The 14,535-nt window shown below is 56.8% G+C and carries 10 protein-coding genes; 4 read left to right on the plus strand and 6 right to left on the minus strand.

The features are described from left to right. The first annotated feature begins 68 nt into the window (after positions 1-68). From udk to BN1130_RS12605, 3 genes are all read left to right on the plus strand, one after another. Entirely contained in the window at positions 69-713 is a 645-nt protein-coding gene (gene udk, locus BN1130_RS12595) for a uridine kinase (protein WP_005902590.1), read from the plus strand. Positions 714-779: 66 nt separating this feature from the next. Beyond that, a complete protein-coding gene (gene dcd, locus BN1130_RS12600; RefSeq protein ID WP_005902592.1) occupies positions 780-1,361 on the plus strand; it encodes a dCTP deaminase in 582 nt (193 codons plus the stop codon). 608 nt (positions 1,362-1,969) lie between these two features. After that, positions 1,970-3,439 carry an inorganic phosphate transporter gene (locus BN1130_RS12605; protein WP_042042396.1) on the plus strand — a complete coding sequence of 490 codons (1,470 nt, stop codon included), beginning with the start codon at positions 1,970-1,972 and terminating at the stop codon, positions 3,437-3,439. A gap of 210 nt (positions 3,440-3,649) precedes the next feature. Here the strand turns inward: BN1130_RS12605 and dsbB are convergent, their stop codons facing one another. Then, on the minus strand, positions 3,650-4,171 hold the full coding sequence (dsbB, locus tag BN1130_RS12610) for a disulfide bond formation protein DsbB (protein WP_042042397.1): 522 nt from the start codon (positions 4,169-4,171) through the stop codon (positions 3,650-3,652). 82 nt (positions 4,172-4,253) lie between these two features. Further along, positions 4,254-5,837, minus strand: a complete 1,584-nt coding sequence (nhaB, locus tag BN1130_RS12615) for a Na(+)/H(+) antiporter NhaB (protein ID WP_042042399.1) — start codon at positions 5,835-5,837, stop codon at positions 4,254-4,256. A 332-nt stretch (positions 5,838-6,169) separates the two neighbouring features. Here nhaB and fadR point away from each other — a divergent pair, with 332 nt between their 5' ends. Then, positions 6,170-6,883 (plus strand): fatty acid metabolism transcriptional regulator FadR, encoded by a 714-nt coding sequence (gene fadR / locus BN1130_RS12620; RefSeq protein WP_042042400.1) that lies wholly within the window; start codon positions 6,170-6,172, stop codon positions 6,881-6,883. A 93-nt stretch (positions 6,884-6,976) separates the two neighbouring features. Here the strand turns inward: fadR and BN1130_RS12625 are convergent, their stop codons facing one another. From BN1130_RS12625 to BN1130_RS12640, 4 genes are all read right to left on the minus strand, one after another. After that, positions 6,977-8,497 carry a SpoVR family protein gene (locus BN1130_RS12625; protein ID WP_042042401.1) on the minus strand — a complete coding sequence of 507 codons (1,521 nt, stop codon included), beginning with the start codon at positions 8,495-8,497 and terminating at the stop codon, positions 6,977-6,979. An 8-nt stretch (positions 8,498-8,505) separates the two neighbouring features. Beyond that, on the minus strand, positions 8,506-9,777 hold the full coding sequence (locus tag BN1130_RS12630) for a YeaH/YhbH family protein (protein ID WP_042042402.1): 1,272 nt from the start codon (positions 9,775-9,777) through the stop codon (positions 8,506-8,508). Between the two features lie 27 nt (positions 9,778-9,804). After that, on the minus strand, positions 9,805-11,727 hold the full coding sequence (locus tag BN1130_RS12635) for a PrkA family serine protein kinase (RefSeq protein WP_042042404.1): 1,923 nt from the start codon (positions 11,725-11,727) through the stop codon (positions 9,805-9,807). A 640-nt stretch (positions 11,728-12,367) separates the two neighbouring features. After that, positions 12,368-14,296 carry a RecQ family ATP-dependent DNA helicase gene (locus tag BN1130_RS12640; protein WP_042042405.1) on the minus strand — a complete coding sequence of 643 codons (1,929 nt, stop codon included), beginning with the start codon at positions 14,294-14,296 and terminating at the stop codon, positions 12,368-12,370. Positions 14,297-14,535 lie beyond the last annotated feature (239 nt).

Raw genomic sequence — 14,535 nt, forward strand, 5'->3', positions numbered from 1 at the left:
CCCACCCTTTTCCATATAATGGATCGGTTTAAACCTTTCCCGCAGCGCTTCTTTTTTAGGTATTTGTCATGTCTGATACTCAACATTCGTGTGTGATCATCGCCATTGCAGGGGCGTCAGCGTCCGGCAAGAGCCTCATCGCCCAGACCATCTACGAAGAGCTGGTGGCCGAACTGGGGGCGGGTGAGATCGGGGTGATCTCCGAAGATTGTTACTACAAAGATCAGACCCATCTGACCATGGAAGAGCGGGTCAAGACCAACTACGACCACCCCAGCGCCATGGATCACAGCCTGCTGGTCGAGCATCTGGTGCAGCTTATCAAGGGGGCAGGGGTCGAGATCCCCCAGTACTCCTACACGGAACATACCCGCATCAGCGAGACCAGCTACTTTGCACCGCGCAAGGTCATCATCCTCGAAGGGATACTGCTGCTGACCGACAGCCGGCTGCGCGAGCTGATGGATGCCTCCATCTTCATGGATACCCCGCTGGACATCTGTCTGGTGCGCCGCCTGGTGCGCGATGTGCAAGAGCGTGGCCGTACCATGGACTCGGTGCTCAAGCAGTACCAGAAAACCGTGCGCCCCATGTTCCTGCAGTTCATCGATCCCTCCAAGCAGTATGCGGACGTGATAGTGCCCAGAGGCGGCAAGAACCGCATCGCCATCGACATGCTCAAGGCGCGTATTCGCCACATGCTGGTGGGTTAACAACATGAGGAAGCCGGGTCACTGCCCGGCTTTTTTAAATGCCATTTTTGTCAGGAGAGTCGCCCAATGCGTCTTTGTGATACCGATATCGAACGTCATCTGGACGAAGGCAAGATAGTCATCGAACCCAGGCCCGGAGTAGAGCGGATCAGCGGCGTCAGCGTCGATGTGCTGCTTGGCAACGAGTTCCGGGTGTTTCGCGACCACACCGCCCCCTTCATCGATCTGAGCGGCCCGAGCAGCGAGATGGCCAGTGCCATCGATCGGGTGATGAGCGAGGAGATCCACATTGCGGATGGGGATGCCTTCTATCTGCACCCGGGTCAGCTTGCCCTGGCGGTGACCTATGAGTCAGTGACCCTGCCTGCCGATATCGTTGGTTGGCTCGATGGCCGCTCCTCGTTGGCCCGTCTCGGGTTGATGGTGCACGTGACCGCACACCGCATCGATCCGGGTTGGTCCGGCCGTATCGTGCTCGAGTTCTACAACGGCGGCAAACTGCCGCTGGCATTGCGTCCCAAGATGAAGATAGGGGCGCTCAACTTCGAGATGCTCTCCGGCGCCGCGGCCCGCCCCTACAACAAGCGTGAAAATGCCAAGTACAAGAGCCAGCAAGGTGCGGTCGCCAGCCGCATGAGTGAAGACTGAGGCGACTATTTTCCCTGCAAAGGCGCCTCTGTGGCGCCTTTTTACTGCCTGTTTCCCCAGACAGCGTTCTGTGCTCCTGTAGCGGTCTGATCATTCCGGTGCAGCGTGGCGTCGTGAGCCTGATCAGGTGGAACGGCGTTGGCATTGGCAGGGGGATCCATGATGTCTGTGCGTGATGGCAGTTAACTGCGCTGAGTCGCATTGCACTCTTTGTCATGACTGTGCTGGCTGAGCCGATGAGATTGTCCCGCTCGCGGTGTCCAATCGGCTCATCCTGACCGGGACACTGGCCCCGGCTGATGAGCTATGTGTCGTCAACATGTGGCTATCGTGTGCCATTTTTTGGTCATAAAACTTGGCGTGATCCGTATTGTTGGCCACGACATCGCAAATGTTGAGCATGTTTTACCCTCCGTTCGTGTTTTTTTGCCCGGATATTGGTTGTGCTCCTTATATTAACGAGTTGTTGACAGGCCCATGGTACAAGGGGTCTACCTCGGTTTTATAAAATGCGCTTTATTTTTATGACTGAAATATTTCAGGGGTGGCTATTGCCTCCCGAGCCATCTGGGCATAATCCGCCGCAACTCATAAACAGGTTCGTTTTTATGTTGGAAATGATTAACGGTTTGGGTTTGTGGTGGTTCATTGGCTTGGCGCTGGCCGTGCTCTTTGTACTGACGTATGAATTTATCAACGGGTTTCATGACACGGCCAATGCGGTAGCGACGGTGATTTACACCAAGGCGATGCCTGCAAACATGGCGGTGGTGGCCTCCGGAATCTTCAATTTTGCCGGTGTCATGCTCGGTGGCCTGGGGGTGGCTTATGCCATCGTCCATCTGTTGCCTATCGATCTGCTGCTCGGGATGGATTCGAGCCAGGGGCTCGTCATGGTCTTCTCCCTGCTCTTCTCCGCCATCGTCTGGAATCTGGGGACCTGGTATTTCGGCATTCCGGCGTCCAGCTCCCACACCCTGATAGGCTCCATTCTGGGGGTGGGTGGTGCCTATGCCTGGATCAACGATCAGCCCCTGGCGCAGGGGATCAACGTTGGCAAGGCCATCGATATCATGCTGTCGCTCATCGTCTCGCCCACACTGGGCTTTATCATCGCGGCCGGGCTGCTGTTTGCGCTCAAACGCGTCTGGCAGGGCAGCAAGATCCACAAGACCCCGGAAGAGCGGTTGCTGGTCGATGGCAAGAAGCACCCTCCCTTCTGGGCACGACTGACCCTGGTCGCATCGGCCATGGGAGTGAGCTTCGTGCATGGCTCCAATGATGGTCAGAAGGGGATCGGCCTGGTGATGTTGGTGCTCATCTGTATGGCACCCGCTTATTTCGCCCTCGACATGGGCAGCCGCCCTTATGACATCGACAGAACTCAGGATGCCAACCGTCGCATTACCGAGATCTATCAGCGCAATCAGGATCAACTGGTGGGTCTGATTGACTTCCAGCGTCCTGCCACGGTCAACCATCATCCGGTGACCCATTGCGAGGCAGGGAATGCCTTGTCGGCCATGGCGACCCTGGATGACAGGCTTGGCAAGGTGCGTAGCTACGATGGTCTGAGCCTGGAAGAGCGCCGTGAAGTACGCCGCCTGCTGCTGTGTGTCGATGATACGGCCCGCAAAGTCGCCAAGCTGCCGCTACCTGGCAAGGAGCTGACCGATCTCGCCAAGTGGCGCAAGGATCTGACGGCGACTGCCGAATATGCCCCGACCTGGGTCATCGTCTCCATCGCCCTGGCCCTGGGCTGTGGCACCATGGTGGGCTGGCGCCGTATCGTTCACACCGTCGGTGAGAAGATAGGCTCGAGCGGCATGACTTATAGCCAGGGCATTGCCGCCCAGATCACGGCCGCCACTTCGATAGGGATCGCCAGTCTGACCGGCATGCCGGTATCCACCACCCATATCCTCTCCTCGGCGGTGGCGGGTACCATGGTGGCCAACGGCTCTGGCCTGCAGAGCCAGACCATCAAGACCATCTTGATCGCCTGGGCGCTGACGCTGCCGCTGACCATGGTGCTTTCGGGGGGACTCTTCATCCTGAGCAATGCCCTGCTGGGCTAAGTCAGGCTGAGTAGCACACAAACGCAAGCCGCCCTCGGGGCGGCTTTTTTGGCTCTGAAGATCCGCCCATCGACGGGAGCCTGCTCTGGACTTGCTGGCCTGGTGCGCTCGCGGTCACATGCCCAGCAGCCCTCCCCATCATTCCCATCTAGCTGGGCGCGGATAAAAAGGAGGCGCCCTCGGGCGCCTCTTCTCATGACAGGTGGTTGATCAGTTGCAGCAGCGTCCCTTGACCAGATTGCCAATCATCACCACGGCGGCCACCAGCAGATAGGCGGCGAAGATGACGATCAGCCACTGGGGCATGGAAAAACTGAGGAACTGCCAACTGATCTCGCTGCAATCTCCATCGGGGAAGAAGAGCCAGGGAACCCAGGTGTCCAGGGGAAGCCAACTGGGGAAGTCGGCATAGGGGCTACAGACATTGAAGGGGGAGGGATTGATTTGATAATCAACGTGCTGCAGCGCCAGTTGCAAACCACGGAAGGCACTGAAGCCCCAGAGCAGCAAGGCCCCCCAGCGCAGATACCACTGCTGCGGGTTGACCATGCCAATCAGGCCGGCGGTGAGTACACCAAGGATGGCGATGCGTTCATAGATGCACATGACACAGGGATGCAGCCCGAGGATGTGCTGGAAGAAGAGCGCGCACAATTCGAAGGCGAGGGCGGAGGCCGCGAGCAGGCCCCAGGCCCAGCGCTGACAGGCAATATGGCGGAGAAATGCAATCATCTGATTGATCCTGAAGGGGAAGATGAGACGGATTAGAGCAGAGCAAGGCGCAAAAGAAAAGGGCCCTTCCTGGGCCCTTTTCTCAGTGTGCCAGTGGCAATGCACTGCTGGCGGCACTGCTGTGGTGCAACAACCAACCCGCCTCGTAGTACCAGCTGGTAATGGGGCCGAGCAAAAACTCCACTGAGATGAAGCCAATGCCACCCAGCACCAGGGTGTAGGGCAGCGCCATCCACACCATGCGCCCGTAGGAGAGGCGTAGCAGAGGGGCCAGTGCCGAGGTGAGCATGAACAGGAAGGCGGCTTGGCCGTTGGGGGTCGCCACCGATGGCAAATTGGTCCCCGTATTGATGGCAACCGCCAGCATGTCGAACTGATCCCGGCTGATGGCGCCGTTTAACAGGGCGGTCTTCACCTCATTGATGTAGACGGTGCCGACGAAGACGTTGTCACTCACCATGGAGAGCAGACCATTGGCCAGATAGAAGAGGGCTAGCTGATCGTCCGGATCGGCGGAGAGCACCATCTGGATCACCGGTCTGAACAGCTGCTGATCGATGATGACGGCCACCACGCTGAAGAAGACGGCAAGCAGGGCGGTGAAGGGCAAGGCCTCCTCGAAGGCTTTGCCAAGGGCATGCTCTTCGGTGATGCCAGTCAAGGAGGTTGCCAGCACAATGACGGTCAAACCGATGAGACCGACGGCGGCCAGATGCATGGCAAGTCCCACGATCAGCCAGACGGCAATCAGGGCCTGAACAATCAACTTGGCCTTGTCCTGAGGAGTTCGGCGCTCGTCTTCGTAGCGGTTGTAGTCTTCCATGATACGGCGAACCGCATTGGGCAACTTGGCGCCATAACCGAACCAGCGGCACTTCTCGACCAGTATGCAGGTGAGCAGGCCGCAGAAGAACACGGGGATGGTGATCGGTGACATGCGCATGGCGAACTCGCCGAAGTGCCAACCCGCCTGCTCGCCGATGATGAGGTTCTGGGGCTCACCGACCAGCGTACAGACGCCACCGAGGGCGGTACCTATGGCGGCATGCATCATCAGGCTGCGCAGGAAGGCGCGAAAATCGTCCAGATGCTGACGGTTGAGTTCGGCGACGGTGACATCATCCGTGTGGTCGTGATCATGACCAAACTCCTTGCCGGAGGAGACCTTGTGATAGATAGCGTAGAAACCGGTGGCGACGCTTATCACCACGGCGATGACCGTCAGGGCATCCAGGAAGGCCGAGAGGAAGGCAGACACCAGACAGAAGGCCAGGGAAAGCAGGGTCTTGGAGCGTATGCGGATCAGCATCTTGGTAAACACATAGAGCAGCAGCTGCTTCATGAAGTAGATGCCGGCCACCATGAACACCAATAGCAAGAGCACTTCTATATTGGCGACCAGCTCATGCTTGACCTGCTCGGCCGAGGTCATGCCGATCAGCACGGCCTCGATGGCGAGCAGACCGCCGGGTTGCAACGGGTAGCATTTGAGGGCCATGGCCAGGGTGAAGATGAACTCCACCACCAACAACCAGCCAGCGAAGAAGGGATCCAGGTGGAAGGCGATGGGGTTAATGATCAAGAAGGCGATGATGGCGATCTTGTACCAGTTTGGGGCATGCCCTAAAAAGTTCTTCGCAAAGGCTTGCCCTAGGCTAATCGGCATAATAGTGAGTCTCAGTGATTATTGTTGGACGCTGTGTTGATACCCAGGACGATGGCGGGCACACACCAAGATGCTGTCGCTTATTTGATTGATTCCCCATGATTTTAATCAAAAATGGGGCTAACTATAAATTACATAATGAAGCTTGCCCATGACTTGCTCGCAATTTCGGGGCATGCATGAGTCTCGAACTCGGCGGGCGATGAATTTATATACGTTTTGATAACAAAACAGTGCGTTTATGTGAGCAGAGGACTGACCTTCTGCTTGCCACGTCCCCCTGCTTTGCTATTATTCGGGAGCCTTTTTACGCACGAGAATCGAGTCACTTCATGGTTATAAAAGCGCAGAGCCCTGCCGGGTTTGCCGAGGAATATATCATCGAGTCCATCTGGAACAATCGCTTTCCGCCAGGCTCCATACTGCCGGCAGAACGCGAGCTGTCCGAATTAATCGGTGTTACCCGCACTACGCTGCGTGAAGTGCTGCAACGCTTGGCCCGTGATGGCTGGCTGACCATTCAGCATGGCAAGCCGACCAAGGTCAACAACTTCTGGGAAACATCGGGTCTTAATATCCTCGAAACCCTGGCCCGCCTGGATCAGGACAAAGTGCCTGAGCTGGTGGCGCAATTGCTGTCGGCGCGCACCAACATCTGCACCATCTTCATCCGGGGCGCGATCCGCAACAATCCGGAACAAGCTGCCGAAATCTTGCGGGCTGCGGACAGTGTCGATAACAGTGCCGATGCCTATGCCGAGTTTGACTATCGTCTGCATCATCAACTTGCGTTTGCCTCGGGCAACCCCATCTATGCCCTGATCCTGAACGGTTTCAAGGGGCTTTATAGCCGGGTTGGTCGTTACTACTTCTCCGATACTCAGGCTCGCGCCTCCGCTGATGCCTATTACAAGGTGTTGCGCACGCTGGCAGAGACCAAGAATCACGAAGATGTGTACAAGACGGTACGCCAATACGGCATTGAGTCCGGTAAGTTATGGACTCGCCTGCGCACAGATATGCCGAGCAACCTGTGCGATAACTGATGACGTTGAGCTCCTCTGGGATCTCGCCGAGTGATGGTAGAAAAAGAGCGCGCCCCAGGGCGCGCTCTTTGCATTATCTGTCATGGGGCAGGGTCAAGGGGAGGGGCGTCGCTCTGGACAACGACCGATGAGATCACTTGGCAGATCGCCATTGTCTTGCTCCAGCACGACATCAAACCCCCATAGCAGATGCACATGCTTGAGCACTTCATGATGGGAGTCGCCGAGTGGGATGCGGTTGTGAGGAATATAACGCAAGGTCAGAGCGCGATCCCCCTTCACCGCCACATCATAGACCTGGATGTTGGGCTCCAGATTGCTGAGGTTGTACTGGGCCGAGAGGGCGTTGCGGACCAGATGATAACCCTCTTCATTATGGATGGCCGCAATCTTGAGGTAGTTTTTCAGATCGTCATCATCGATGGCGAACAGTTTCAGATCGCGCATCACTTTCGGGCTGAGAAACTGGCTGATGAAGCTCTCATCCTTGAAGTTCTGCATGGCAAAGTGGAGGGTATCCACCCAGTTGGTGCCGGCATAGTCGGGGAACCAGCGCCTGTCCTCTTCGGTCGGGTGTTCACAAATGCGCCGCAGATCGATGAACATGGCAAATCCCAGGGCATAGGGATTGATCCCCGAGTAGTAGCGACTGTTATAGGGGGGCTGGTAGACCACATTGGTGTGGCTGTGCAGCACCTCCATCATGAAGCGATCACTCAATTTCCCCTCATCATAAAGGTGGTTGAGTATGGTGTAGTGCCAGAAGGTGGCCCAGCCTTCGTTCATGACCTGGGTCTGTTTCTGGGGATAGAAGTACTGGCTTATCTTGCGCACTATGCGCACGATTTCCCGCTGCCAAGGTTCGAGCAGGGGGGCATTCTTCTCGATGAAATAGAGCAGATTTTCCTGAGGTTCCGAGGGGTAGTGTCTGTCCGCCACATTGGAGGACTTGTGCTGCTTGGGCAGGGTGCGCCACAGCTCATTGACCTGGGTCTGCAAATAATCCTCACGGGCCTTCTGGCGCCGTTTCTCCTCGGCCAACGAGATCTTCTGGGGCCGTTTATAGCGATCCACCCCGAAGTTCATCAGAGCATGGCAGGCATCAATCAGCCGCTCTACCGCGTCTATACCGTGCTTTTCTTCGCACTCGGTGATGTAGTTTTTGGCAAATAACAGGTAATCGATGATGGATGAGGCATCCGTCCAGGTCTTGAACAGATAGTTGTTCTTGAAAAACGAGTTGTGGCCATAGCAGGCGTGAGCCATCACCAGGGCCTGCATCGGCATGGTGTTCTCCTCCATCAGATAGGCGATGCAGGGATCCGAGTTGATCACTATTTCATACGCGAGCCCCATCTGGCCTCGCTTGTAGTTGCGCTCGGTGTGGATGAAACGCTTGCCGAATGACCAATGCTGGTAGCCAATGGGCATGCCGACGCTGGAGTAGGCATCCATCATCTGTTCGGCGGTGATCACCTCTATCTGGTTGGGGTAGGTATCCAGGCGATAGTGCTTGGCGACGCGCGCTATCTCCTTGTGGTAGATCTCCAGCAGATCGAAGTTCCAGTCTGGCCCATCATCGAAGGGCGCAAAGGTTCTGGCTGTCTCTGTCATATGCCCCCCTAGGCCGCTTGCTTCTTGAACAGTTCCCTGAATACCGGATAGATGTCCTCCACCTTGCGGATATGTTCCATGGCAAAGTAGGAGTAGTGGCTCGCCACCGACTCGTATTCGTGCCACAGAGTCTGGTGGGCCCGGGTGGTGATCTCGATATAGGAGTAGTAGCGAACCCGCGGCATGATGTCGCGCAGCAGGATCTCTTTACACTGGGGCGAATCGTCTGCCCAGTTGTCGCCATCGGAGGCTTGGGCGGCGTAGATGTTCCACTGATTGGTGGGGTAGCGCTCATCCATGATGTCGCTCATCATCTTGAGCGCGCTGGAGACGATGGTGCCCCCCGTCTCCTGGGAGTAGAAGAACTCATGCTCGTCCACCTCCTTGGCCTGGGTGTGGTGGCGGATATAGACCACCTCCACATTCTTGTAAGTACGGCTCAGGAAGAGGTAGAGCAGGATGTAGAAGCGTTTGGCCATCTCCTTGGTGGCCTGATCCATGGAGCCGGAGACATCCATCAGGCAGAACATCACCGCCTGACTGGAGGGAACCGGCCGTTTGACGAAGTTATTGAACTTGAGATCGAAGGTATCGATAAAAGGCACGGCATCGATCCGTTTTTTCAGGTCGCGGATCTCCTTCTCAAGCAGTGTGATCTCAGCAAAGTGTTCGCTCGGATCTTGCTGAAGCAACAGCATGCGCGCTTCAAGTTCACGCAGAGTGCGTTTCTTGCCCGCTTGCAGTGCCATGCGTCGCGCCAGTGAGTTGCGCAGGGAACGCACTACGTTGATATTGGCCGGCACCCCGTTTGAGGTGTAGCCAGCCCGGTAGGTCTTCATCTCCATCAGCTGGTTGAGCTGCGTCTTTTGCAGGTGGGGCAGTTCCAAATCTTCGAACAAGAGATCCAGATACTCCTCCTTGGAGATCTGGAACACGAAGTCATCGCTTCCTTCCCCCTGATTGGAGGCCTGACCTTCACCCGCGCCCTGACCTGCGCCACCGCCCTTGGGTCTGTCTATCTTGTCCCCGGAGACGAATTGATCGTTACCCGGGTGCACCATCTCCCGTTTTCCCCCCTGACCCTGGTGAAAATGGGGCTCGCCAATGTCCCGCGTCGGGATGCTGATGCTCTCGCCTTTGTCTACGTCCTGGATGCTGCGCTTGGAGACGGCATCCGAGACCGCTTGTTTGATCTGCTTCTTGTAGCGGCGGATGAAGCGCTGCCGATTGACAGCGCTTTTGTTCTTGCCGTTGAGCCTGCGGTCGATAAAGTGCGCCATAACTCCCCCTTGGCAAAGCCGTCAGGCTCAGGATGACTTGCGTACCCTGAGATACCATTCGGAGAGCAGCCGCACCTGTTTACGGGTGTAGCCCTTCTCCATCATCCGCTCGACAAAGTTATCGTGTTTCTTCTGCTCTTCCGCCGAGGTCTTGCTGTTGAAGGAGATAACCGGCAGCAGCTCCTCGGTATTGGAGAACATCTTCTTCTCGATGACGGTGCGCAGCTTCTCGTAGCTGGTCCAGTTCGGATTGCGACCGGCGTTGTTGGCCCGGGCCCGCAGCACGAAGTTGACGATTTCGTTGCGAAAATCTTTCGGGTTGCTGATGCCTGCCGGTTTTTCTATCTTCTCCAGCTCGCTGTTGAGGGAGGCGCGGTCAAACAGCTGGCCCGTCTCTGGATCCCGATACTCCTGATCCTGGATCCAGAAATCCGCATAAGTGACGTAGCGATCGAAGATGTTCTGGCCGTACTCCGAGTAGGACTCGAGATAAGCGGTCTGGATCTCCTTGCCGATGAACTCCACGTAACGCGGGGTGAGGTAGCCCTTGATGAACTCCAGGTAGCGATCGTGGATCTCTTGCGGGAACTGTTCCCGCTCTATCTGTTGCTCCAGCACATAGAAGAGATGCACCGGGTTGGCCGCGACCTCGGCATGATCGAAGTTGAACACCCGCGACAATATCTTGAATGCGAAGCGGGTCGACAGGCCATTCATCCCCTCATCGACCCCGGCATAATCCCGGTACTCCTGATAGCTTTTTGCTTTGGGATCCGTGTCTTTGAGACTCTCGCCATCATAGACCCGCATCTTGGAGTAGAGGCTGGAGTTCTCCGGCTCCTTGAGTCGTGACAAGACGGTAAACTGGCCGAGGAGCTCCAGGGTTCCCGGGGCGCACTTGGCCTCGGTCAGTTCGCTGTTGGTGAGCAACTTCTCGTAGATTTTCACCTCTTCCGAGACGCGCAGGCAGTATGGCACCTTGACGATATAGACGCGGTCGAGGAAGGCTTCGTTGTTGCGGTTGTTCTTGAAGTGCTGCCATTCGGATTCGTTGGAGTGAGCCAGCAAGATACCGTCAAAGGGGAGGGCAGAGAGCCCTTCGGTGCCGTTGTAGTTGCCTTCTTGCGTCGCGGTCAGCAGCGGGTGCAGCACCTTGATGGGGGCCTTGAACATCTCGACGAACTCCATCATGCCCTGGTTGGCCTTGCACAGGGCCCCGGAGTAGGAGTAAGCATCGGCGTCATCCTGGGCAAAGTGTTCCAGCATGCGGATATCGACCTTGCCAACCAGGGAAGAGATGTCCTGATTGTTCTCATCACCGGGCTCCGTCTTGGCGATGGCGATCTGGTGCAGGATGGAGGGGTTGATCTTCTCTACCTTGAACTTGCTGATGTCACCACCGTATTCGGTGAGACGCTTTGCCGCCCAGGGAGACATGATGGGACGCAGGTAACGGCGGGGTATGCCGTACTCTTTCTCCAGCAGCTCACCGTCCTCCTCCATGTCAAACAGGCAGAAGGGGTGATCGTTGACCGGGGAACCTTTGATCCGGTAAATGGGCACCTTCTGCATCAGGGATTTGAGCTTCTCGGCCAGGGAGGATTTACCGCCGCCAACCGGACCCAGCAGATAGAGGATCTGTTTCTTCTCCTCCAGCCCCTGGGCCGAGTGTTTGAGGTAGGAGACGATCTGTTCGATGGCTTCTTCCATGCCATAGAAATCTTTGAATGCCGGATAGCGTGCAACGACTCGATTTGAGAAGAGGCGACTGAGTCGTGGATTTGTGGCGGTATCAACCATCTCGGGATCGCCGATGGCGACCAGTAGACGTTCGGCGGCGGAGGCGTAGCAGGATTTATCCTGTTTGCACATGTCCAGGAACTCCTGAATGCTGTACTCCTCTTCCCTGGCTTGCTCATAACGCTGTTGGTAATGCTCGAAGATGCCCATAACTTAGCCCTCGTTATAGTCGCTTACCCTAAAATGACCGGTTTCTTACCCTTGTTGTACTTTCCTCTTAAGCCTAGTCAACAGCCCCCAGTAATCCATCACCGTTAACGGGATTAAATCGGTTGGCTCGCTTCCCTGGCCCTTTGGGTGGGAGGCAGTCAGCAGATGCTGTATGTTACTGACTGTTAAATTATTTCTGCCACGATAGCTGGGTAAATGTCAAAGAGATAAAAAATAAATGTTTCATCATTCTTCAATAAAAAAGTACGAATGGGATGAGGGAGAGGATCGCTATCGCCCCAGGGCAGGCCAGCCGTGCCTTGGGGAATGTCACAGTGGAATGTGCTTTACGTAAGCGTTAACGTAATGCTCAAAACTTAGAGTCTTGAGTCTAATTTTTACATTGACGCTACATTCAGGCTGCTCTAGATTGGCCCTGTGTTCGGTGCTGCGCTGCTTTAGCAAGAAGGCGTCTCAGTGTCCGAAAACAAAGCTCTGTTTAAGCACGTTTCCGTTGGCTTGACCCTCGCATCTGCGAGGGTCTTATTTTTTCGGCGCAGGCCCTCCTGTTATCCTCCTTATCTCTTCAGCACGCTAACCGGCATTCTTGGCCGGAATCCCCAAGACGGAACAAATGAGTCTATTTGGAGACTTGCACACCATAGGCCTGGGTCACCAGTGCCATCACCTGCGCAAAGGGCACCTCGCTCAGCCTCCCGAAGCCAGCCAGCTTGCCCGCCTTGAGGCGGGTGGTGAGCGGCGTGCTGATGCCGCACAGGAAGCGCGCCAGCACCCTGGGTGTTGGTTGGGGCAACAGGCTCGCCAGCGGATCGCACCAGGCGCGGATCCCGGCTTCATTGGGCAGTTGTGGGGCGAGGTGAACAGGCAGCTCCGCCACCTGGCCGCGACAGACCGAACAGTGACCGCATAAGGCCGGCGCTTGCTCATCGGCAAAATGGTGGGCAAGGGAGTGGCTCAGGCAGGTGGGTGAGGTGAAGAAGGCGAGCAGGCCTTGCAACCTGGCCAGTTCGCTCTGCTCCTTTTGCTCGAACAGAGCATGAAGCTCATCGGCGAGGACATCGAGGCTGCTCGGTGCATTCTGCACCTGATAAACCTCGGTCATCTGCTTGCTCTCCAGTTCGATGAGCCCCTGTTGCTGCAGATAGTCGAGGGCGGCCACGGCGCGGGATCGTTCCCCCTGATACCCCTGCCAGAGGGCCTCAAAATCCATGGTGCACCAGCTGCGAGCCTGAGGGGCAGAGGCGAACAGGGCCTCGAGAAAGTGGCGACGCCCCTCGCCAAAACGCGCCAATATGGCGGCTTTGTCTGCGATGAACTTGAAGCGATAGTCGGCAAAATAGCTATAAGCCGGGCTCAGCACGCCGGCCAGTTCCAGATAGACCAGGAGTGTCTTGAGGGGAAGCTGGCGAATATTGGTCTCGTTGGAGAGGCGCAGCAGCACGAACTCCCAGGACTCCCCCGCAGGGGGCAGTTGGGCCAACAGTTGACGGATGGCGGCGCGGTCCGGGGTATCCCCATAGACGAAGTTCTCCAGCACCGGCAGCTGAGCCCGGTTGGCCAGCACAGTGCAGTGGGAGAGCTGGCCATCTCGCCCGGCACGGCCTATCTCCTGGCTGTAGTTCTCGATGGACTTGGGCAAGTCGTAATGGATGACCCGGCGAATATCGGCCTTGTCTATCCCCATGCCAAAGGCGATGGTGGCGACAATGCAGTCGAGCTGGCCAGTCATGAAGGACTGCTGTATCTCCCGGCGAAGATCAGCGCCCAGCCCGGCATGATAGGCACGGGCCCGAAACCCGGCCCGGGCCAGATTGGCGGCGCACGCCTCGGCGGTGTGTTGCAGGGTGACATAGACGATGGTCGGGGCGCCAGGCGCTCGCCCTATCTCCTGCGCCAGCCAGCGGTCACGCAAGCCGGGTTCAATAGGCACAACATTCAAGTCCAGATTGGGGCGGTAGAAACCGGTCACCACCAGCCCCTGATCGTCGATATCGAACTTGCGTTGCATGTCCTGCATCACGGCCCGCGTGGCGGTGGCGGTCAGCAGCAGTACCTGGGGGATATTAAGAGCGCGCCTGTGTTCGGGCAGCTTGAGGTAATCGGGACGAAAGTTGTGGCCCCACTCCGAGATGCAGTGCGCTTCGTCCACCACCATCAACGAGAGCGGCACCCCGGCGATGAAGCGGCGAAAGCGCTCGTTTTTGAGTCGCTCGACCGAGATCATCAGGATCTTGAGCTCGCCAGCCTCTATCTGCCGCATCACCTCACGGCTCTGCTCCGGGGTCAGGCTCGAATCCAGCGTGGCTGCGGCTATCCCTTTGCGCTGCAAGAAGGCGAGCTGATCCTGCATCAGGGCGATGAGCGGGGAGATGACCAGGGTCAGGTGGGGCAGGGCCAGGGCGGGCAGTTGATAGCAAAGAGACTTGCCGGAGCCTGTCGGGAAGATGGCCGCGGCGCTGCGTCCTGCCAATATCTGCTCCATGACTGCCTGTTGCCCGGGTCTGAGCTGGGTGAAACCGAAGTGTTGTTCAAGCAAAGAGGCGATCATAGGGCGGCATCCTGAGGAAAACCCCATGATACCACCTGGACCCGGCCAGGATCGGCCAGGGACGCCAAGAGAGTGGCATTTGGCTTCGTTCTGGCGGTTGTTGATATGGTGTTATCTCATTGTTGTGGTTTTTTTGTGATGTGAAATGGGATTTTCGTGGTGTATGTGTGGAAAAAAGATGTTGCAGGTGGGATATTCCATGGGTGCGACCCCCGCCTGGAACAGAGACCCCCTCGAGA

It is taken from the genome of Aeromonas rivuli, assembly GCF_000820045.1.
GTDB lineage: Bacteria > Pseudomonadota > Gammaproteobacteria > Enterobacterales > Aeromonadaceae > Aeromonas > Aeromonas rivuli.